This is a genomic window from Mycobacterium sp., assembly GCF_019247635.1.
GTDB lineage: Bacteria > Actinomycetota > Actinomycetes > Mycobacteriales > Mycobacteriaceae > Mycobacterium.
This window is the reverse complement of sequence record NZ_JAFBAR010000104.1, coordinates 1-22,019: the sequence shown is the minus strand read 5'-3', so window position 1 is coordinate 22,019 and position 22,019 is coordinate 1. Positions and strand designations below refer to the sequence as shown.

Below are 22,019 nucleotides of genomic sequence, written 5' to 3'. Positions count from 1 at the left end.
GCAGCTCAGTTCGGCAGCGCCGCGGTGAGCAGCGCCGTCAGCACCGGGATGCGCTTGTCCGCGATGTCGGGCTGTGGCAGCACCTCTTCCACGATCGCGGCCCCGTCAAACACGTTGGTCAACAGCGTCACCAGGACCGGAAATGTCTCCGCGGGAAAGCTTTCGGCCCCGGGCAGCGCCCGCGCGGTGTCGTGGATCTTCGCGGCGTACTGGCCGAGTTCGTGCTGCAACGTGGCCTTGAGCTTCTCGTCGGTGCGTGCGGCGATCATCAACTCGTAGAGCACGGCGTTGGTCGGGGCGCTGGTGATGTCCCGCACGATTGCCAGTGCCGCTTCCAGCGCCCGCTGGTCGGCCGGTATCTCGGCGACCTGCTCGGTTAACGTCTCCAGTTGACGACGCAGCACCTCCGACGCCGTCGCGGCCATAAAATCGCCCATCGTTTCGAAGTGCCGGAACAGGGCGCCCACCGACACCCCCGCCCGCTTGGCGATCACGGCGGCGGATGCCCGCGCGTATCCGATCTCGACGATCGTGGCGATGCTCGCGTCGAGCAGCCGCCCGATGGTTTCCTCGCGGCGTTGCTGCTGGGTCCTGGCCATCTCAGGCCGACAGACTTAACTGGGCCGGCTGGCGCTCGCCCGCCCGCAGATACCGGCCCGACTTCACCGTCTGCCCATAACCGTCGCGGAAGTGCCCGGCACGGAAGACCACGGCGCCGCCCACGCCCGTCGCGACCACCGTCTGGTCGTTGCGATTGACCATTCGCCGCAGGCCGCCGTAGAAGGGCACCTCTGCCTCGTGGTAGCCGTCCACCGATTCGTCCAGGTGGGACGGGTCGATAACGACGAAGTCCGCACGGTCGCCTTCGCGCAGCGTGCCCGCGTTAATACCGAACCACTCGGCGAGTTCGCCGGTGAGGCGGTGGACAGCTCGCTGGATGGACAGGAAGGGTGTCCCGGCCCGGTCGGCGTCCCGCGTGCGCTTGAGCAGGCGCAACGGGAAGTTGTAAAAGGCCATGTTGCGCAGATGCGCACCGGCGTCGGAGAAGCCCATGTGGACGCTCGGCTCGGCGGCCAGCTTGTTGAGCTGCTTGGGCCGGTGGTTGGCGACGATCGTCGTCCATCGCACGTTGCGCTCGCCGTTCTCCACGAGCACGTCGAGGAAAGCATCGAGCGGGTGCAGGCCCCGCTCCTTGGCGATAGTGCCGAAGCTCTTGCCGATCAACGACCGGTCCGGGCAGTCGACAATCATTGCGTCGTGAAAGTCCTTGTGCCACAACGACGGTCCGAGCTTGATGCGATCGAACTCGCGGCGGAACCGGCGCCGGTAGGACTTATCGGCCAGCAGATCGTTGCGTTCGATTTGTTCACGCAGATGCAGCGCCGCCGTTCCGGCGCCGAACTCCTCGAAAACCGGCAGGTCGATTCCGTCGGAGTACAACTCGAACGGGACCGGCAGGTGCTGGAAGCGCACGCTGGAGCCCAGCAGCTTGTTGAGGATCCGGGTGCCGAGCCCGAAGACGTGCACCGCCTGCGGCATCGACTTAGCGTCGGCGGACACCAGCATGCTCATCCGAACTGCCTTGCGGCGTCCGAACATTCGGCTACTGCTCAGGAAGAACAGCAGGGCGGAGGCCGCGTTCTCGACGTCGGGCGCGCTCTGCAGGATCCGGCCGCGCTTGCGCAACACCTTGATGAGTCGACGCCGCTCGCGCCATGTCGCAAAGGTGGACGGCAGCGCGCGCGACCGGAAGCGGTCGCCGTCGAGTTTGTCGATCGCGGCATCCATCCCCGACATGCCGAGCACCCCGGCGTCGAGCGCCTCGTCGAGCAGCTTCGCCATCTTCTCCAGTTCGGCCTCGGTGGGTCTGACACTGTCGTCGGTGGCACGGTCCAGTCCCAGCACCGCGGTTCGCAGATCCGAATGTCCAAGCAGCGAACCAACATTCGGCCCGAGCGGCAGCGCATCCATCGCCGCGACGTATTCCGCGGCCGTCGACCATGTCCTGTTTCCCTGCAGAGCACCGAGGACGTACTGTCGCGGCACCGCCTCGACCCGGCTGAACAGGTCGGCGGCGTCCTCGGAGTCGGCGTAGACCGTAGACAGCGAGCAGTTGCCCAGCAGCACGGTGGTGACGCCGTGGCGCACCGATTCGCGCAAACCGGGATCCAGCAGTATCTCCGCGTCGTAATGGGTGTGCACGTCGATGAACCCGGGCACGACCCACTTGCCCGCCGCGTCGATCACCTCTGGGCAGTCGGTCTCGTCCAGCGCCGTCGCAGATACCGCGGCGACCACGCCGTCGCGAATGCCCAGGGTTCGGATCTGCGGAGCGCTGCCGGCACCGTCGAACCACAAGCCGTCGCGGATGATCACGTCGTACTGCACTGTTTGCCTCCCGGTCGTCGTGTTGCGACCAGGCTAACATAGATAGTAAGTACTCGCAATCTTTCTTGAAACGGGCATCTCTGCCGGGCCGGTCAAAAGCAGGTCAGCGACCGGGCGTCGTCGGTCCCCCGGTCGGCGGGGTGGGCGCGTCGGTGACCGTGGCGGGGTCGGGCACCGTGACCGCAGTGGGGACTTCGCCGCTCTTGGACGCGACGGCGGGGATGCGGAGCGTGGATCCACGCTGGCTGCACTCGTTGGTCTGGACGATGACGTCCATTTCACCGATTAGATCGCCCTCCGACTGGGGCCGTAGCGACAACACCTGAGTGGTTGTCTGGGTCTGCGCGATCCCGTTCGGGCCGACGCACGGGAACTGCACGGTGTCCGGCTGGGACTGCCAGTGACCGTCGCCGAACATCATGACCAGCAGCCGGCCGCCGTCGGGGGAGTTCGTCTGGGTGTGCTCGTTGCCGTCGAGCTGTATCGCGGAGGCGGTGCACGACGTCGGCGTGCACGCCGACCGGAACGCCCACCAGGTGTCCACGTTCGGCGGTTGCGGGTCCGGCGTGTAGTCGAACGTCTGCCGTGCGCGTTGGACCTCGATGCGATAGGTGCCCTCGAGAGGGGCGGGTGGGGCGCTCGGCGCACTGGCCGACGGTGGCGCCGCCGCTGCCGACGGGCTCGGCGTCGGGGTAGTGACCTGAGTGGCCTGGTTGGACGCCTGTTCGGTCTTGCGCCCGATGACGATGCCGACGGCGAGCAGACCACCGAGCAGCAGCACTGCCGCGATTGCCAACAGGCTATTGCGCGCCGCGCGCTTCTTCCGCCCGGTTGCACCGGACTGCGCGACCGGCGGTCGGGCCGCGTTCAAATACCCGTCCGGCCGCGGCGCCGACGCCCCGCGCCGGGGCGGCCGTCTAGAGCGCCGCTCCGGCGCGGCAGCGTTGGCAACGAACTTGGCCCACGGGGTTTCCGCGGCTTCGATGCCCCCGATCTCGGGCCACTCATAGGCCGGGTACTCGATCGTGTTGATCGGATCGACGGCGAAGACGGCCTCGGGACTGCGGTCGCCGGTCGATACACCGGCATGTTCGTAGACGGCGTCCGCGAATTCGCGGCAACTCCCGAACCGAGCAGCGGGTTCAACCGCCAGCGCCCTGGCGAACACACCGTCGAGACGGGCCAGCTCGGGACGTTGGTCGCCGAGTCTGGGCGGCACTCCGTCGGCATGCGTGCCTGGCGGGCCCCCGGTGAGCAGGTGAAAAGCGGTGGCCGCCAACGCGTACTGATCGGCGCGCCCGTCGATGTCGACCCCGGTCGACTGTTCGGGTGCGGCATAGACGGCCGCCTTGGCATCGACTTGGCGGCGGGCCAGCCCGAAGTCAGCCAACATGACCCGTTGCTCACCCTGCCCGGCGCTGGTCAGCAGGATGTTGGCAGGCTTGACATCGCGATGCAGGATGCCACGCTCGTGCGCATAGTCGAGGGCGCCGGCGAGGGCGGCGACGATGGCGAGCACCTCACCTACGGGTAAAACCGCCGGGAAGCGATCGGCCATGAGCTGCCTGGCGTTGCTGCCGTCGACGTAATCCGTCGCGACCCACAGCTGCCCGTGGAACTCGCCGCGGGCATGAACTTCCAGGATGTGCGGGTGGTAGAGATTCACCGCAATCGCGGTTTCCCGCTCGAATCGCCGGCGGAACTCTTCGTCGATCGACAACGCCAGGGAAAGGACCCTCAGCGCCATCCAGCGCGACGATCTGGGGTCCTGAACAAGGTAGACCTCGCCCGTCCGTCCAGACCCCAACATCCGCGCGACGATGTACCCGGCAAAGGTCGCGCCGCTGGCCAACGCCATGAGCCCGATGGTAATCGCCGTCGAGACTCGGCGCGCGGCGGTTGCCGGGCCGGGATCAGGGCCGAAACGTCTTGCCGCGCAGGATCACCAGATCGGGGCGGTTCAGCACGTCTGGACCCTGCCGTGGGTCCTCGGCATAGCACAACAGGTCGGCCGAGGCCCCGTCATCGAGCGCAGGCCGGCCCAGCCAGCGACGGGCATCCCAGCACGCCGCGCCCAGCGCGTCGGTCGCGCTCATCCCGATGCCCTTGAGCGAGTCGACCTCGTCGGCGATGCGCCCGGGCGCGATCATCGTGCCGGCGTCAGTGCCGGCGTAGATCGGCACCCCGGCTTCTCGCGCCCCGGCGATCCGGGGATGCGCGCGGGCATGCAGCTCGCGCATGTGGGCCGCGTAGACGGGATAGCGCGCGGCCGCCTCGGCGATGCCGGGGAAGTTTTCGACGATGTTGATCATGGTCGGCACCAACGCGGTGCCGTGCTCGACCATCAGGGCGATGGTGTCGTCGGTGAGCCCGGTGCCGTGCTCGATGCAGTCGATGCCCGCCTTAATCAACCCGGGCAGCGCGTCCTCGCTGAAGACGTGCGCGGTGACCCGTGCCCCGTGCGCGTGTGCGGCATCGATCGCGGCTTTGAGCACGTCGTCGGACCACAGCGGGGAGAGATCGCCGACGTCGCGATCGATCCAGTCACCGACCAGTTTGATCCAACCGTCACCGCGGCGGGCCTCCTCGGCGACCGCCGCCGGCAGCTGCCATTCGTCGTCGAGTTCTATTGCGAAGCCGGCCTGATAGCGCTTGGGCCTGGCCAGGTGCTTGCCGGCGCGGATGATGCGCGGCAGGTCTTCGCGGTCGTCGAGGCTGCGAGTGTCGGTAGGCGAGCCGCAGTCACGCAACAGCAGCGCACCGACTTCGCGTTCGGCCTCGGCCTGCGCGATCGCCTCGTCGAGCGGGATCTCGCCGTGGCGACCGAGCCCGACGTGGCAGTGCGCGTCCACCAGTCCGGGCACGATCCACCCACCGTCGAACACGGTGTCGGACCCGGCGACCCGCTCGGTGCTGATGCGGCCGTCGACGACCCACAGTTCGAGGGGCGCCTCGTCGGGCAGACCCACCCCGCGCACGTGCATGGGCACCGCGCGGCTACCTCTTGCCCGGGTTTCCCGGGAACTTCAGCTTGGACAGGTCGAAGTCGGCCAGCGCGGGTGGTAGCTCGTTCAGACCTTCGGGCATCTGCGACAGGTCCGGGAAGCCCTCCGGCATGCCCCCGGGGCCGAACGGGCTCCTAACCTTGGGCGGCGTCGGGCCGCGAGCGCCCTTTTTGCCCTTTTTACCCTTGGCCGCCTTGCTTTTCCGTGTGGCCGACTTGCGGCCGATGCCGGGAATGCCCATGCCCCCGAGCATCGACGACATCATCTTGCGGGCCTCGAAGAAGCGGTCGACGAGCTGGTTGACCTCGGACACCGCGACGCCCGAACCGTTGGCGATGCGCAGCCGCCGCGAGGCGTTGATGATCTTCGGATCGGCGCGTTCCTGCGGGGTCATCCCGCGGATGATGGCCTGCACCCGGTCGAGTTGCTTGTCGTCGATCTCGGCCAGTGCCTCTTTCATCTGACCGGCCCCGGGCAGCATGCCCAGCAGGTTGCCGATCGGGCCCATCTTGCGGACAGCAAGCATCTGCTCGAGGAAGTCCTCCAGCGTCAGCTCGCCCGCGCCGATCTTGGCCGCGGCTTCTTCGGCCTTCTGCGCGTCGAAGACCTGCTCGGCCTGCTCGATCAGGCTCAGCACGTCGCCCATGCCCAGGATGCGGCTGGCCATCCGGTCCGGGTGGAAGACGTCGAAGTCTTCCAGTTTCTCGCCGCTGGACGCGAAAAGGATTGGCACGCCGGTCACCTCGCGGACCGACAGCGCGGCGCCGCCGCGGGCGTCGCCGTCGAGCTTGGTCAGGACCACACCGGTGAAGCCGACGCCCTGGCCGAAGGCCTCGGCGGTAGCCACGGCGTCCTGCCCGACCATGGCGTCCAGGACGAAGATCACCTCGTCGGGGCTGACCGCGTCCCGGATGGCGGCGGCCTGGGCCATCAGCTCCTGGTCGATGCCCAGGCGCCCAGCGGTGTCGACGATCACGACGTCGAAGTGCTTGGCGCGGGCCTCGGCAAGGCCCGCCGCCGCGACGGCGACGGGGTCTCCGGTAGGCCCGCCCTCCGGGCCAGCAGGTGGGCCCCCGGGATGCGGCGCGAACACCGTCACCCCGGCCCGCTCGCCGACGACCTTCAGCTGGTTCACCGCGGCGGGCCGCTGCAGGTCGCAGGCCACCAGCAGCGGCGTGTGACCCTGCCCCCGCAGCCACGCCGCCAGCTTGCCGGCCAGCGTCGTCTTACCGGAACCCTGCAGACCGGCGAGCATGATCACGGTCGGCGGCGTCTTGGCGAACGCCAGCTGGCGGGTCTGGCCACCAAGGATGCCGACGAGTTCTTCGTTGACGATCTTGACAACCTGTTGCGCCGGATTCAGGGCACCGGACACCTCGGCGCCTTTGGCGCGTTCTTTGATCCGGTGCACGAACGCCCGCACGACGGGCAGGGAGACGTCCGCTTCCAGCAGCGCCAGCCGAATTTCGCGGGTGGTGGCCTCGATATCGGCGTCGGTCAGCCGGCCCTTGCCGCGCAGTCCCGCGAGCGCACCGGTCAACCGGTCGGATAGGGATTCAAACACGACCGCCAGCCTAGCCGGGTGACGGCGAGCGCCGGCACGGCGCGAGTAAGGAACCCGGCAATCCAGACCAGCCGGGTGACGGCGAGCGCCGGCACGGCGCGAGTAAGGAACCCGGCAATCCAGACCAGCGGGTGCGTTCGCACGCTTGCTCGACACGCGCGACCTGACGGCAGTCCGAGACTGGCGCTAATCTAGGCGCGAATCGCTAGGGCTAGTCGTAGGAAGGAACCCCCATGAACGCCCGTGTCGAGCAGTTGGAGTTTCAGGCGGAAGCCCGGCAACTGCTGGATTTGATGGTCCACTCCGTCTACTCCCATAAGGATTCGTTTCTGCGGGAGTTGATCTCGAATGCGTCCGACGCGCTGGACAAGCTGCGGCTGGAAGCGTTCCGGAACAAAGATCTGGATGTCGACACATCCGATCTGCACATCGAGATCGACATAGACAAAGGCGCCCGGACTCTGACGATCCGCGACAACGGCATCGGCATGACTCGCGACGAGGTCGTGGATCTGATCGGCACCCTGGCCAAGTCGGGCACGGCCGAGCTGCGTCAGCAACTGCGCGAGGCCAAAAACCTGAAGAACGTTGCCGCCTCAGAGGAGCTGATCGGGCAGTTCGGCATCGGCTTCTATTCGTCGTTCATGGTGGCCGACAAGGTCACGCTGCTCACCCGCAAGGCCGGCGAGAGCGAGGCCACGCGGTGGGAGTCTAGCGGCGCGGGCACCTACACCATCGAGTCCGTGGACTCCTCAAGTGGCGGGGCTCCGCAGGGGACCTCGGTCACGCTGCACCTCAAGCCCGAGGACGCCGAGGACGAACTGCACGACTACGCCGCGGAGTGGACGATCCGGCATCTGGTCAAGAAGTACTCCGACTTCATTGCCTGGCCGATAAGGATGGAGGTCGAGCGGCGAGAGCCAGCCGCGGACGAAGAGGGCGGCGAAGAGACCGTCACCATCGAAACCGAGACCCTCAATTCGATGAAGGCGCTGTGGGCCAGGCCCAAAGACGAAGTCTCCGAAGAGGAATACAAGGAGTTCTACAAGCACATCGCGCACGCGTGGGACGACCCGCTCGAGGTCATCGCGATGAAGGCCGAAGGCACCTTCGAGTACCAAGCCCTGCTGTTCATCCCGTCGCACGCCCCGTTCGACATGTTCAACCGGGACGCCAACCTCGGCGTCCAGCTGTATGTCAAGCGAGTGTTCATCATGAACGACTGCGACCAGCTCATGCCCGATTACCTGCGCTTCATCAAGGGCGTCGTGGACGCACAGGATATGTCGCTCAACGTTTCTCGCGAAATCCTGCAGCAGGACAGGCAGATCAACGCGATCCGGCGCCGGCTCACCAAGAAGGTGCTGTCGACGATCAAGGACATCCAGTCCGGGCGGCCGGAGGACTACCGCACGTTCTGGGCCCAGTTCGGCAAAGTCGTCAAGGAGGGCCTGCTGTCGGACTACGACAACCGCGAGGCCCTGCTGGGCATCTCCTCGTTCGCCTCCACGCACAGCGAGGAGGAGGCCACCACGCTGGCCGCGTACGTCGAACGCATGAAGGACGGTCAGGAGCAGATCTTCTACGCGACCGGCGAGACCCGCCAGCAGATCCTGAAGTCGCCGCACCTGGAGGCGTTCAAGGCCAAGGGTTACGAGGTGCTGCTGCTGACCGACCCCGTCGACGAGGTCTGGGTGGGAGTGGTCAACGAGTTCAACGGCAAATCCCTGCAATCGGTGGCCAAGGGCGAGGTGGACCTGGGCTCCGAGGGCGAGACGTCGGCAGCCGAGCGCGAGGAACAGCAGAAGGATTTCGCCGACCTGCTGAGCTGGTTGAAGGAAACCCTGAGCGAGCACGTCAAGGAGGTGCGGCTGTCCAGCCGCCTGACCGACTCGCCCGCGTGCCTGATCACCGACGCCTTTGGGATTACCCCGGCGCTTGCCCGCATCTACCGGGCGAACGGGCAGGACGTGCCGGTGGGCAAGCGGATCCTGGAACTCAACCCGGAGCATCCGCTGATCACCGGCCTGCGTGACGCGCACAAGGACGCGTCCGACGAGACGCGGAAACGATCGGTCGGCGAGACCGCGGAGTTGCTTTACGGCACGGCGCTGCTCGCCGAAGGCGGCGCGCTCGAAGATCCGGCGCGGTTCGCCGAACTCCTCGCCGATCGACTGACCCGCACGGTATAGGAGACGCGCCGCGTCGCGGTGCGCCTCGAAAAGCGTTGCCGTGCTACATTTCACAGCCACGCCGCTGACGCTGACGTCCACGGGGGGATCAGAGGGGGACGTGTTTTATGCAGCCGGTCGGCACCCAGGTGTTGCGCGGCTGGCAGCGTCGCGCGCTGGTGAAGTACCTGGCCGGTTCGGCGCGCGACTTCCTGGCCGTGGCCACACCCGGATCCGGAAAGACGAACTTTGCGCTGCGCGTGGCCGTCGAACTGCTCAACCAGCGCGCGGTGGAGCAGATCACGGTCGTCGTGCCCACCGAGCACCTCAAGGTGCAGTGGGCCCAGGCCGCCGCGCGGCACGGCATCTCGCTGGACCCGAGGTTCTCCAACTCCAACCCCCAGACCTCGCCGGAATATCACGGCGTGATGGTCACCTACGCACAGGTCGCCACACACCCGACGCTGCACCGGGTGCGCACCGAGCAACGCAAGACGTTGGTCGTCTTCGACGAGATCCACCACGGCGGTGACGCCAAGACCTGGGGTGACGCCATCCGGGAAGCCTTCAGTGACGCCACCCGCCGACTTGCGCTGACGGGCACGCCCTTTCGCAGCGACGACAGCGCCATCCCCTTCGTCATGTACTCGCCCGACGGCGGCGGTGTGCTGCGTTCGCAAGCCGACCACACCTACGGCTATGCCGAAGCCCTCGCCGACGGGGTGGTCCGGCCGGTGGTCTTTCTCGCCTACTCCGGGCAGGCGCGCTGGCGCGACAGCGCTGGCGAGGAGCACGAGGCGCGCCTGGGTGAACCGCTGTCCGCCGAGCAGACCGCACGCGCGTGGCGCACCGCCCTTGACCCCGCCGGTGAGTGGATGCCCGCGGTGATCGCCGCCGCCGATGAGCGGCTTCGCCAGCTACGCACGCACGTGCCCGACGCCGGCGGGATGATCATCGCCTCCGATCGGACGGCCGCCCGTGCATACGCCAAACTGCTGACGACGATCACCTCCGAAGCGCCCACGGTCGTTCTCTCCGATGACCCCGGATCGTCGGCCAGGATCAGTCAATTCGCCGAGAGCACCAGCCGGTGGCTGGTAGCCGTGCGCATGGTGTCCGAGGGGGTCGACGTGCCCCGGCTCGCAGTTGGGATCTACGCCACCAGTGCCTCGACGCCGCTGTTCTTCGCGCAAGCGATCGGCCGGTTCGTGCGGTCGCGCCAAACCGGGGAAACCGCGAGCATCTTCCTGCCGTCGGTGCCTAACCTGCTGCAGCTGGCCAGCGAGCTGGAGGCCCAGCGCAACCACGTGCTGGGCCAGCCTGATCGCATATCGCTCGAGGATCCCCTGCTCGACGATCCCGCCACCCGAACGCAAACCGAGAAGGGCGACACGGACAACGGCTTCATCTCGTTGGGCGCCGACGCCGAACTGGATCAGGTCATCTTCGACGGATCCTCGTTCGGCACCGCCACCCCGGCCGGCAGTGACGAGGAGGCCGACTACCTTGGCATCCCCGGGCTGCTGGATGCCGACCAGATGCGCGCCCTGCTGCACCGCCGCCAGGACGAACAGCTGCAGAGGCGCGCAGTCACCGGACGCGCCGGGTCGTCCGGCCCGCCAACCACACACGGCCAACTACGCGAGTTGCGGCGCGAGCTCAACACGCTGGTGTCCATAGCCCACCACCGCACCGGCAGGCCCCATGGCTGGATCCACAGCGAACTGCGTCGCCGCTGCGGCGGACCGCCCATCGCCGCAGCGACCCGCGATCAGCTCAAAGCGCGCATCGAGGCCTTGCGGCAGCTCAACACCGAACTCGCCTGAGCGCAGCCTGCGCCGAGATTGCCGTGAGGGTTGTGTATCCGGCGAAATCACGACCATGACGGCAATCTCGGCGAGCCAAACCTAGTCGCCTGCGGGCTCGTCGAACACGGCGTCCCGGGACGCGCCCAAGACAGCCAATAAGTGTTCCTCGACCGCGGCCCTTGCAGCGTCCTCGGATTCCTCCGGCACGGCCACACAGAAGACATCGGCCGCCGTGGAGCCGAACGTGTTGACCTTCGCCCAGGTGATGTCGGCACCGGCACGCTCGAGCCCCCGGGTCAGCAGGGCGAGCAACCCGATCCGGTCCATGGCACGCACCTCGACGACGAGCTGACCGGGAGCGGCGGTGTCCAGCCACAGGATGTGGGGCGGGGCGGTCGACCGCGTCAGGGGCGCCCCGAGCTGGACCTCGCCGGCTCGACCCACCGCCGAACCGGCCGCGTCGGCGTAGCGCTTCTCCAGCGTGCCGAGGACGTCGACGTCGCCGTTGAGGGCGCCGACGAACTGCTGACGCAGCAGGTCGGCCGCCGGCGGCGAACCGAAAAGCGGTGACACCACGAACTCGGTGATCGCGACACCCTCGTGAATGTTGACCGTCGCCGAATGGACCCGCAACGAATTCAGGGCCAGCACGGCCGCCGCTTTGGACACCAGCGCGCGTTGATCGGGGGCGACCATCACGGCGGTATTGCGCTCGCTGTCGCTTGGCTGGATCTCCACGTGCACCCCGTGGTCGGCTGCCAGCGAAAGATAGCGTGGCGCAGTAGGTTCGGCCTGCGGCAGCGGCTCACCCGCCATCACTAATCGGCAGCGCCGGACAAGGTCGTTGACCAGAGACGCCTTCCAGTCGCTCCACACTCCCGGCCCGGTGGCCAAGGAGTCGGCCTCCGACAATGCGTGCAGCAGTTCGAGCAACTGCGGATCCCCGCCCAGCGCCTCGGACACGCCCTCGATGGTCGCGGGATCCTTCAGGTCGCTTCGGGTCGCCGTGATGGGTAGCAACAGGTGATGGCGGACCATTTGCGAGACCGTTTCGACGTCGGCGGGCGCCAGCCCCAGCCGCTCGACGATCGGTCTCACCAGGTCGGCCCCGAGCACACAGTGGTCGACGCCACGCCCTTTGCCGATGTCGTGCAGCAGCGCGCCGAGCGCAAGCAGGTCTGGCCGCGCCACCCGAGTGACCAGCGGCGCCGCATTCACAGTTGTCGCCACGACATGGCGGTCCACGGTCCACTTGTGCGACACGTCGCGCGGCGGCAGGTCGCGGATCGCGTCCCATTCCGGCAGCAACCGCCCCCACAGCCCGGTGCGGTCCAGCGCCTCGATCGTGCCCACCGTGGTGGGCCCGGCGGAGATCACCACCAGCAGATCGTCCAAGACCTCCCGCGGCCAGGGCGTCGGCAGGTCGGGGGCGGTAGCGGCCAGCCGGTTCAGCGTGGCGGAACTGATCGGCAGGCCGGTGTGGGCCGACGCCGCGGCCACGCGCAACACCAGCCCGGGATCGTGTTCGGGTTTAGCGTCGAGCGCGAGCACGATTTCGCCGCCGTACTCGACCACACCCTCGTCCAGAGGACGCCGCTTGGGCCGGCGCACCAAGGCGGTGAGGCCACGCCGGGGCAGGGCGTTCTCGGCGGTACGCAGCCCGGCCTCGGAGTGATAGCTGATAGTGCGGCCGGCGTTGGACAGCATGCGCGCCAGGGCAAACCGGTCGCCCACGCCCAGGGCGGCGCTGACCTCGTCGGCGAACTGGGCCAGCAGCTGATCACGACCCCGGCCCGAGACCCGGTGCAGCTCGGTGCGCACGTCGAGCAGGGTCTGATATGCGCTGTCCAGCGAACCCGCCGGCATGTCCGGATTACCGATGCCGTGTCGGTCGATCAGCTGGGCGAGCGCCAGCGCGTCCAGCAGCTGCACGTCGCGCAGCCCGCCGCGACCCGACTTGAGGTCGGGTTCGGCGCGGTTGAAGATCCGGCCGCACCGGCGCCAGCGCGCCTGCGTCATCTCCACAAGCTCGCCCATGCGAGACCGAATCCCGCTGCGCCATTGCCGTCGCACGCCCTCGGTGAGCTCGGCCGACAGCGGCTGGTCCCCGGCGATATGGCGTGCTTCCAACAGACCCAGGGCCGCCGTCATGTCGTTGTTGGCGGTGCTCAACGCCTCGCCGACCGTGCGCACGCTATGGTCCAAGCGCATATTGGCGTCCCACAGCGGATACCAGAGCCGATCGGCAACCTCGCCCAGTGCGTCGGTCCGCTTACCGTCATGCAACAGCACCAGGTCCAGGTCCGAGTACGGCAGCATCTCTCGGCGGCCGAGCCCGCCGTTCGCGACGAGCGCGAAGCCACTGTCTTCGGTGATCCCGATCTCGGCGGCCTTGGCCTGCAACCAGGACTCGTGCAGATCGAGACACGCCTGGCGCAGCGCGGCGGCGTCCAATTCGGTGCTCGGGACTGACAGCAGCGCGCGCCGCGCGGCAGCCAGATCGCTTGCCACGCAAGTGTTTCCCGTGTCAGGTTGGTGCGAATCCTCCGATCCGGAAACCCCGGAAGGGCCGGGTTGAGGTGTCGTCACACCTACCCGGCCCGCCTGGGGCTGGACACAGCCCGGATCAGCAATGTGCGGCTATTCTCAGATCGCGTCGGTTCCACGCTCACCGGTGCGGACCCGCACAATCGTCTCCACGGGACTCACCCACACCTTGCCGTCACCGATCTTGCCGGTGCGTGCCGCCCGGACGATGCTGTCCACTACCTTGTCGACGATCGAATCGTCCACAACGACCTCGATGCGAACCTTCGGCACGAAGTCGACTGAGTATTCCGCACCCCGGTAGACCTCGGTGTGGCCCTTCTGCCGTCCGTAGCCCTGGATTTCGCTGACCGTCATGCCCAGGACGCCGGCGTCCTCCAGGCTGGTCTTGACGTCGTCGAGGGTGAACGGCTTCACGATCGCGGTGACCAGCTTCATCTGTCTGCCTCCACTTTCTCGGCCACTGTTTCCTCGAAGCCGTTAGGGCTGTCGGCCAGGCTGGCCCGGGGAAGGACCGAACCGGTCGCGATTGCGAAATCGTAAGCGCTTTCCGCGTGCTCCGCCTCGTCGATACCTGTGGCCTCGTCCTCGTCGTTGAGCCGCAGCCCGATGGTGTGCTTCAGGATCAAAGCCAAGATAAGGGTAACGATGCCAGAGTAGAACAGAACGGCGAACGCGCCGACTGCCTGTCGTTCCAGCTGCGACCAACCGCCGCCGTAGAACAATCCCTTTGATACCCCGGCCACGCCGCTGATCGCGGTGGATTCGGGGGCGGCGAGCAGACCCACCAGCAGCGTGCCCGTCAAACCACCGATCATGTGCACGCCGACCACGTCGAGCGAGTCGTCGAAGCCGAGCTTGAACTTCAGCCCGACCGCTAGCGCGCACACCACACCGGCGATGAACCCGATGGCCAGGGCGCCGAGCACGTTGACCGACGAGCAGGACGGCGTGATCGCGACCAGCCCGGCGACGATGCCCGACGCGCCTCCCAGCGTGGTGGCATGTCCGTCACGGATCCGCTCGGTGAGCAGCCAGGAGAGCATGGCCGTGGCGGTGGCGATCGTCGTGGTCATGAACGTCGAGCCGGCAGAACCGTTGGAGCTGGTCGCGGATCCGGCGTTGAACCCGAACCAGCCGAACCACAGCAGCCCGGCGCCGAGCATCACGAACGGCAGGTTGTGCGGCCGGAACAGGGTCGTGGGCCAGCCCTTGCGCCTGCCCAGCACTATCGCCAGCGCCAGACCGGCCACACCGGAGTTGATATGGACCGCGGTCCCGCCCGCGAAGTCGATCGCGTGCAGCTTGTTGTTGATCCAGCCACCGTGTTCGGATGCGAATCCATCGGCCGCGAAGACCCAGTGCGCGACCGGGAAGTAGACCACCGTCGCCCACAGTCCGGCAAACACCAACCAGGCCGAGAACTTCAGCCGGTCGGCCACGGCGCCGGAGATCAGCGCGACGGTGATGATCGCGAACATCAGCTGGAAGGCGACGAACACCGTGGCGGGCATGGTGCCGGCCAGCGGGATGTCGGTGGCGGCGGTTCCGCCACTCGCCTTCACGGCATTGCCGCCGATCAGCCCCTTCAGACCCCAGTAATCGCCCGGCCTGCCGACCACGCCCCATTTGTCGTTGCCGAAGGACATCGAGTAGCCGTAGAGCACCCACAGTACGGTCACCACACCCATGGCACTGATGCTCATCATGATCATGTTGAGCACGCTTCTGGTGCGCACCATGCCGCCGTAGAAGAACGCCAGCCCCGGCGTCATCAACAGCACCAGCGCGGAACTCGCCAACATCCAGGCGGTGTCGCCGGTATCGGGTTGGCCCATTTGCGGGAAACTCACTCGCTCACCTCCGGTCGGCCCTCAACTGGCCGTCAGACACGTGCCTGATGACCTGATCCAGAACCATGCGCAATGGTTGTTTCGGCAATGGAGCCGCCATGTTTCGGCGGGATTAACGTCACACGCCGCGTGTAAGCGTTGTCAGCCGAGCAGGGCGTCCACAAATGCCGCCGGCTCAAACGGCGCCAGATCGTCGGGACCTTCACCGAGCCCGACGAGCTTGACCGGCACCCCGAGTTCCTGCTGAACGCGGAAGACGATGCCGCCCTTGGCCGTTCCGTCAAGCTTGGTCAGCACCGCGCCGGTGATGTCGACGACGTCGGCGAATACCCGGGCCTGCGCCAGCCCGTTCTGACCGATTGTGGCGTCGAGGACCAAGAGCACCTCGTCGACGGCCGCGCGCCGTGTTACGACACGTTTCACCTTGCCCAGTTCGTCCATCAGCCCGACCTTGGTGTGCAGCCGGCCCGCGGTGTCGATAACGACGACGTCGGCGCCGGCTTCGATGCCCTTGTCGACCGCGTCGAACGCCACCGAGGCCGGGTCGGCGCCTTCTGCTCCGCGGACCACGTCCGCGCCCACCCTGGACGCCCAGGTCTGCAGCTGATCGGCCGCCGCGGCGCGGAAGGTGTCGGCCGCACCCAGCACGACGCGCCGGCCGTCGGCCACCAGCACCCGCGCGAGCTTGCCGACCGTGGTGGTCTTTCCCGTGCCGTTGACGCCGACGACCAGCAGCACCGACGGATGGTCGGTGTGCGGCAGGGCACGGATGGAACGGTCCATATCGGGCTGCAGCTCCGTGATCAGCACGTCGCGCAGCACGGCCCGGGCATCGGCCTCGGTGCGGACGTTGCCGCTGGCCAGCCGGCCGCGCAGGTGGGTGACCACCGATTCGGTGACGACCGGGCCCAGATCGGCGATCAGCAGTGTGTCCTCGACCTCTTGCCAGGAGTCCTCGTCCAGGTCGCCGCCGCCGATCAGCCCCAGCACGCCACGCCCCAGTGCGTTCTGCGACCTGGCGAGCCGTCCGCGCAGCCGCTCCAGCCGGCCTTCCGGAGGTGCGATGGCCTCTATTTCGGCCGCTTCGGCCGCTTCGGCCGTCGGGGACGCGGGCTCCGGCGGCAGCGGTTGGGGACTTGGCGGCGTTATGGTTTCTGGCTCGGGCAGCTGAACGTCGGAGATGGTGCGCTTCGGGGCATCGCGGGGAATGGTCGCGTCGTCGCCCACCGCTGGCAGCCCGGCGGTGTCGATCCGGTCCACGGTCGGGGTCTGGCTGAACGTGATGCCCGACGACGGGGCGTAGCCGCCCGAACGGTCGATTATCCCGGGCTCGGCAGGAGCCGACAGACTGATCCGCCGCCGCCGGTGCCGCACCAGGCCCAGGACCAGCGCTGCGATGACGACGAGAACGGCCACGACCGCGACGGCGATCCACAGACCCTGCGACACGCTGCCATCCTTCCAGCCTTGGGACATCCGACAGGGGGCAGGGGCTCGATAGCGCGAGCAGACGCAGAAGCACCCGTTTCGTACCGAAATGGGTGCTTCTGCGTCTGCTCGCCGTGGGAGCTAGACCGAGTTCGAAACGAGCTCGTCCACCTGCTGACCGCGCATCCGCTGGGAGATCACCGCGGTGATGCCGTCGTCCTGCATGGTGACGCCGTAGAGCGCGTCGGCGACTTCCATCGTCGGCTTCTGGTGCGTGATGATGATCAGCTGCGACCGGTCCCGCAGCTGTGCGAACAGCCCGATCAGACGTTGCAGGTTGGTGTCATCGAGGGCGGCCTCCACCTCGTCCATGATGTAGAACGGCGACGGCCGCGCGCGGAAGATGGCGACCAGCATCGCGACGGCCGTCAGAGCTTTCTCGCCGCCGGACAGCAAAGACAGCCGGGTGATCTTCTTGCCGGGCGGACGGGCCTCCACCTCGATGCCGGTGGTGAGCATGTCGTCGGGCTCGGTCAGCCGCAACCGGCCTTCTCCGCCGGGGAACAACGCGGCAAAAACGCCCCGAAATTCGCGTTCCACGTCCACGAACGCCTCGCTGAACACCTGCAGAATGCGGGCGTCCACGTCGGCGACGACGTCGAGCAGGTCCTTGCGCGCCGCCTTGACGTCCTCGAGCTGAGTGGACAGGAAGTTGTAGCGCTCCTCCAGTGCGGCAAATTCCTCCAGGGCCAGTGGATTGACCCTGCCCAGCTCGGCCAACTCGCGTTCGGCGCGTCTGGCACGACGCTCCTGGGTGGGGCGGTCGAAGCGCATCGGCGCGGGCGCGATCACCGGCTCGCCGCGCTCCCGGGCCTGCTCGAATTCGGCCATCTCGAGCTCGGTGGGCGGCAGCTCGACCTGCGGGCCGTACTCGGCCACCAAGTCGGCCGGCGCCATGCCGAACTGGTCGAGCACCATCTGCTCGAGTTGCTCGATACGCAGCGCCGCCTGCGCGTTGGCCACCTCGTCGCGGTGCAGCGAATCGGTGAGCTGGGCCACCCGCGCGCTGAGCGTGTTCGCCTCCTCGCGGACCGCGGTCATCGTCACCGACCGTTGCTGGCGTTCGGCGACCAGGGCATCGCGGTGCCGCGCCGCCGCCGCGACCACCCGGTTCAACCGGTCGGCCACCAGGCGCCCGGAATCGGCCACCGCCGCGGCCACCGCGGCCGCGCGCAGGCGTGCGGCGTGCGCCTGCTGGGCCCGCAGCCGCGCGTCGCGCTCGGCGGCGGCTGCCCGGCGCAACGAATCGGCACGCCCCCGCACCGCGTTGGCGCGTTCTTCGGCGGTCCGCACCGCAAGTCGAGCCTCCACCTCCACGCCGCGAGCGGTTTCGGCGGCGGCCGCAATCTGTTGTCGGTCAACAGGTTCGGCGGCCTGCACCTGCCGGGTCTGCTGGGCGTTGCGCAGCCTGGTCTCGAGTTCGACGACCTCCTCGAGGGTCGTTGCGCGCCCGGCTTCCAGCTCCTCGCGCTGCGCCAGCAACCTGTGCCACTCCTCCTCGGCCGCGCGCGCCTCCTGCCCGAGGCGGCCCAGCTGTTCATACATCGCCGAGATTGCGGTGTCCGACTCGTTGAGTGCGGCCAGGGCCTGCTCGGCGGCGTCCTGGCGGGCGGTCTGCTCGGTCAGCGCCCCCGCCAGGGCGGCGCTCAGCTGAGCCACCTGCGCCTCGGCCGTGGCCAGTTCGCTGTTGGCCTTGTCGATCTCCGAGGTGACCTCCAGCGTGGAGAGCTTGCGCTCGGAGCCGCCGCTCATCCAGCCGGCGCCCACCAGGTCACCGTCAACCGTGACCGCCCGCAGTTGGGGCCGGCTGGCGACCAACCCCAACGCTTCGCCCAAGTCGTTCACGACCGCGACGCCGGTCAACATGGCGACCATCGCGCCGCGCAGCCGGGCCGGCACCTCGACCACGTCGAGCGCCCACAATGCACCTCCGGGAAGCGGTGCGGGAGCGGGATCCGTCGGCGCCGGCCAGTCGCCCAGTACCAGGGCCGCGCGGCCGGCGTCGGCACTCTTGAGCGCGGCGACGGCGTTGCGGGCGGCGCCCAGGTTGTCGGCGGCCAAGGCGTCGGCCGCGGGCCCCAGCACGGCGGCCAGCGCGGCTTCGTAGCCCGGGCGCACTTTCACCAACTTGGCGACTGACCCGAAAAGCCCTGTGCCACTGTGGTTTTGCGCTAACCACGCCGCGCCGTCCTTGCGCTCGAGTCCCACTGCGAGCGCGTCGATACGCGCCCGCAGCGAGGCCACCTGACGCTCGGCGCCGCGCTCAGCGGCCAGCAATTCGGCGACGCGTTCGTCGGCCAGCCGCAACGCGGCCACCGTACGGTCATGGTGTTCGTCCAGGCCGACCTCACCCTGGTCCAGTTCGCGCACGCGGCCCTGCACGGTCTCGAACGCCGCTTTCGTGTGCTGGGCGCGCGCGGCGCCCTCCTCGATGCGCTCGGACAACCGCGCGACGCTGTCGTCGATCGACTCGACGCGCGCCCGCATGGTCTCTACCTGCCCGGTCAGCCGGGCCAGACCCTCGCGCCGGTCCGCCTCCGCCCGCACGGCCGCAAGGTGGGCGCGGTCGGCCTCCGCGGCCTCGCGCTCACGGTCGGCCAACGCGGCCCGCGCAGTGTCCAACCGGCCGCTCGCGGCGGCCAGCTCCGCCAACAGGCGCTGCTCGGCGATCGCCACCTGATCGGCCTCCGCTTCCAGTGCGTCAGGGTCGGCGTCACTGCTGGTCACCGGCTCCACGTCGAGGTGTTGCGCGCGTTCGCTGGCGATGCGCACGGTGGCGCCCACCCGCTCGGCCAGCGCGGACAGCCCAAACCAGGTGTTCTGCACCGATTCGGCCCGGATCGAGAGCTCGGCCAGCGCGGTCTCGTGCGCGACCAGCTCCGCGGAGGCCACCGCCAGCCGGGCGGCGGCCTCGTCGTGCTCGCGGCGCATCGCGGTCTCGGCCTCGAGGATGGCGTCGCGCTCCGTCTGCCGGTTCACCAGGTCGTCGGCCGCCAGCCGCAGCCGGGCGTCGCGCAGATCGGCCTGGATGCTCTGGGCGCGCCGGGCCACCTCGGCTTGGCGACCCAACGGTTTGAGTTGACGCCGCAGTTCGGTGGTGAGGTCGGTGAGCCGGGCCAGGTTCGCCGACATCGCATCAAGCTTGCGCAGCGCCTTCTCCTTGCGCTTGCGGTGCTTGAGGACCCCAGCGGCTTCTTCGATGAACGCCCGACGGTCCTCGGGCCGGGACTGCAGGATCTCGTCGAGCTTGCCCTGCCCGACGATCACGTGCATCTCGCGGCCGATGCCCGAATCGCTCAATAGCTCCTGGACATCCATCAAACGGCAACTGGCGCCGTTGATTTCGTATTCGCTGGCGCCGTCGCGGAACATCCGCCGGGTGAGCGACACCTCGGCGTACTCGATCGGCAGCACGTTGTCGGAGTTGTCGATGGTGACGGTGACTTCGGCGCGACCCAGCGGGGCGCGCGACGAGGTGCCGGCGAAGATGACGTCCTCCATCTTGCCGCCGCGCAGTGTCTTTGCGCCCTGCTCCCCCATCACCCACGCCAGGGCGTCGACCACGTTCGATTTGCCGGAGCCGTTGGGACCGACCACGGCGGTGATGCCCGGCTCGAAACGCAGAGTCGTCGGCGAAGCGAAGGACTTAAAGCCCTTCAGCGTCAGACTCTTGAGGTACACGGCGTGCCAGACTACCGCCCAAATTGAGCGACCCACGCTCCTCCGGGGGTGTCACGCGGCCCGAAATCCGGAGGTCAGGGCGAGTCCGACACACTGGCCACAGACGCCACATCAGTAACTGCTTCGGTGTTGCCGCGTTGACTCGCCAGCGTCACGATCAATGGCCGCCCTAGCGCTCCACGAACCCGCTGAACTGTTCGGCCGGTTGCGACCAGTCGGCGATAACCTTGTCGACGTGCCCGGGCGCGGCGCCGCCCTGTAGCAGCTGCAGCAGTTTCTCGCCCGCCGCACGCGGCCCCTGCGCGACCACCCGCACGCGCCCGTCGGCCTGGTTGGCCGCATAACCGGTGAGTCCCAGCTCCAATGCGCGGCAGCGGGTCCACCACCGGAATCCGACTCCCTGCACCCGCCCGTGCACCCACGCGGTCAGCCGCACGTCAGGATCCGACATCGGCGACCTCGAAGTTGACGCGGGTCCCCGACTTCAGGGTCCGACCAACCGTGCATACCGCGTCGATGGCCCGGTATACGACGGTGAGCAGCCGCTCCTTGTCGTCCTCGGTCAAGCCCGACAGGTCGAGCTCGAGGGTTTCCTCGAGCACCGGATACCACTCCCGCTCGCGGTCGGCCGCCCCGGACACCCGGACCACGGCTTGGTAATCATCGCCGAGGCGACGGGCCAGCGGCTGGTCACTGGAAATACCGCTACAGGCGGCCAGCGCGATCTTCATCAGCTCGCCCGGCGTGAACACCCCCTCGACGTCCTCGGAGCCGACGAGTACCTGCGCGCCGCGCGAGCTGTGCCCGGTGTAGCGGCGGGTGCCGGTGCGTTCAACCCACAGTTCGGTCATGGCTCTTTTCTACCCGGCGGTTCTCGCGGGCGTCGGCGGGCATACTGCGATCCATGGCCACCGTCGTCGCATTCCATGCCCACCCGGACGACGAGGTAATCCTTACCGGCGGCACCCTCGCGCGGGCGGCCGCCACCGGGCATCGTGTGGTCGTCGTAACCGCAACCGACGGGCGCGTCTGGAATGAAGATCGGTCCAGGCTGGGTGAATTACATTCCAGCGCACGGATTTTGGGAATACACAGGGTTGAGTGCCTCGGCTACGCCGATAGCGGATACGGCCCCGAGTTCTACCGGGATCCACCGGGGCGCATCAGGTTCGCACGGGCGGATCCGGGTGAAGTGGCGCAGCGGCTCTCCCAGATACTTCGCGATGAGGACGCGCATCTGCTGCTGAGCTACCAGCGCAACGGCGGCTACGGCCACCGTGATCATGTCCAGGTGCATTACGTCGGCAAGCGTGCCGCCGAACTTGCGAGGACACCGCGAGTGCTCGAGGTCACGATGCCGCGCGAATTGCTGTTGTGGACGGGCCGTCTCGCGCGTCTGCTGCGATTGCCGGCACCATACGACCCCGACGTCGCGCGCACCGCGTACGCGCCGCGGGCGACGATCACACACCGGGTTGGCGTATTCCGTTTTGCGGGACAGAAGCGAGATGCGT

At 68.0% G+C, this 22,019-nt stretch carries 14 protein-coding genes and 1 pseudogene; 3 read left to right on the top strand and 12 right to left on the bottom strand.

What is annotated here, in order from left to right; translation table 11 throughout:
• Nucleotides 1–5 precede the first annotated feature (5 nt).
• From JO236_RS16915 to ffh, 5 genes and pseudogenes are all read right to left on the bottom strand, one after another.
• Nucleotides 6–599: a TetR/AcrR family transcriptional regulator gene (locus JO236_RS16915; protein ID WP_293332695.1), complete on the bottom strand. Its 594-nt coding sequence runs from the start codon at nt 597–599 to the stop codon at nt 6–8.
• A gap of 1 nt (nt 600) precedes the next feature.
• Nucleotides 601–2,428, bottom strand: a pseudogene (locus tag JO236_RS16910) (N-acyl-D-amino-acid deacylase family protein).
• A 63-nt stretch (nt 2,429–2,491) separates the two neighbouring features.
• Nucleotides 2,492–4,246, bottom strand: coding sequence for a serine/threonine-protein kinase (locus JO236_RS16905; protein WP_293332692.1), 1,755 nt, complete (start codon nt 4,244–4,246; stop codon nt 2,492–2,494).
• Between the two features lie 55 nt (nt 4,247–4,301).
• Nucleotides 4,302–5,372 carry a metal-dependent hydrolase family protein gene (locus JO236_RS16900; RefSeq protein ID WP_293333188.1) on the bottom strand — a complete coding sequence of 357 codons (1,071 nt, stop codon included), beginning with the start codon at nt 5,370–5,372 and terminating at the stop codon, nt 4,302–4,304.
• A 13-nt stretch (nt 5,373–5,385) separates the two neighbouring features.
• Nucleotides 5,386–6,957, bottom strand: a complete 1,572-nt coding sequence (gene ffh, locus JO236_RS16895) for a signal recognition particle protein (RefSeq protein WP_293332690.1) — start codon at nt 6,955–6,957, stop codon at nt 5,386–5,388.
• A 233-nt stretch (nt 6,958–7,190) separates the two neighbouring features.
• On the opposite strand from ffh, the gene htpG reads away from it, so the two are divergent.
• Both htpG and JO236_RS16885 read left to right on the top strand, forming a co-directional pair.
• Nucleotides 7,191–9,149: a molecular chaperone HtpG gene (gene htpG, locus JO236_RS16890; protein WP_293332688.1), complete on the top strand. Its 1,959-nt coding sequence runs from the start codon at nt 7,191–7,193 to the stop codon at nt 9,147–9,149.
• Between the two features lie 107 nt (nt 9,150–9,256).
• On the top strand, nt 9,257–10,954 hold the full coding sequence (locus JO236_RS16885) for a DEAD/DEAH box helicase (protein ID WP_293332685.1): 1,698 nt from the start codon (nt 9,257–9,259) through the stop codon (nt 10,952–10,954).
• Nucleotides 10,955–11,035: 81 nt separating this feature from the next.
• On the opposite strand, the gene JO236_RS16880 is transcribed toward JO236_RS16885, so the two are convergent.
• The 7 genes from JO236_RS16880 to JO236_RS16850 form a co-directional block, all read right to left on the bottom strand.
• Complete coding sequence (locus tag JO236_RS16880; RefSeq protein WP_293332682.1) at nt 11,036–13,525, bottom strand: [protein-PII] uridylyltransferase; 2,490 nt, start codon at nt 13,523–13,525, stop codon at nt 11,036–11,038.
• A 57-nt stretch (nt 13,526–13,582) separates the two neighbouring features.
• A complete protein-coding gene (gene glnB / locus JO236_RS16875; protein ID WP_293332679.1) occupies nt 13,583–13,921 on the bottom strand; it encodes a nitrogen regulatory protein P-II in 339 nt (112 codons plus the stop codon).
• Nucleotides 13,918–15,321 carry an ammonium transporter gene (locus tag JO236_RS16870; RefSeq protein ID WP_293333185.1) on the bottom strand — a complete coding sequence of 468 codons (1,404 nt, stop codon included), beginning with the start codon at nt 15,319–15,321 and terminating at the stop codon, nt 13,918–13,920. Before JO236_RS16870 ends, glnB begins: the two co-directional genes overlap by 4 nt.
• Nucleotides 15,322–15,477: 156 nt before the next feature.
• A complete protein-coding gene (gene ftsY / locus JO236_RS16865; RefSeq protein WP_293332676.1) occupies nt 15,478–16,785 on the bottom strand; it encodes a signal recognition particle-docking protein FtsY in 1,308 nt (435 codons plus the stop codon).
• Between the two features lie 120 nt (nt 16,786–16,905).
• Nucleotides 16,906–20,505, bottom strand: a complete 3,600-nt coding sequence (smc, locus tag JO236_RS16860; RefSeq protein ID WP_293332673.1) for a chromosome segregation protein SMC — start codon at nt 20,503–20,505, stop codon at nt 16,906–16,908.
• A gap of 169 nt (nt 20,506–20,674) precedes the next feature.
• Nucleotides 20,675–20,956 (bottom strand): acylphosphatase, encoded by a 282-nt coding sequence (locus tag JO236_RS16855; RefSeq protein ID WP_293332670.1) that lies wholly within the window; start codon nt 20,954–20,956, stop codon nt 20,675–20,677.
• Nucleotides 20,943–21,356 carry an OsmC family protein gene (locus tag JO236_RS16850; protein WP_293332667.1) on the bottom strand — a complete coding sequence of 138 codons (414 nt, stop codon included), beginning with the start codon at nt 21,354–21,356 and terminating at the stop codon, nt 20,943–20,945. The genes JO236_RS16855 and JO236_RS16850 overlap by 14 nt, the downstream gene beginning before the upstream one ends.
• 53 nt (nt 21,357–21,409) lie before the next feature.
• Between JO236_RS16850 and JO236_RS16845 the strand changes: the two genes are divergently transcribed.
• Nucleotides 21,410–22,019: PIG-L deacetylase family protein (locus JO236_RS16845; protein ID WP_293332664.1), on the top strand; the 610-nt coding region annotated here is incomplete at its 3' end.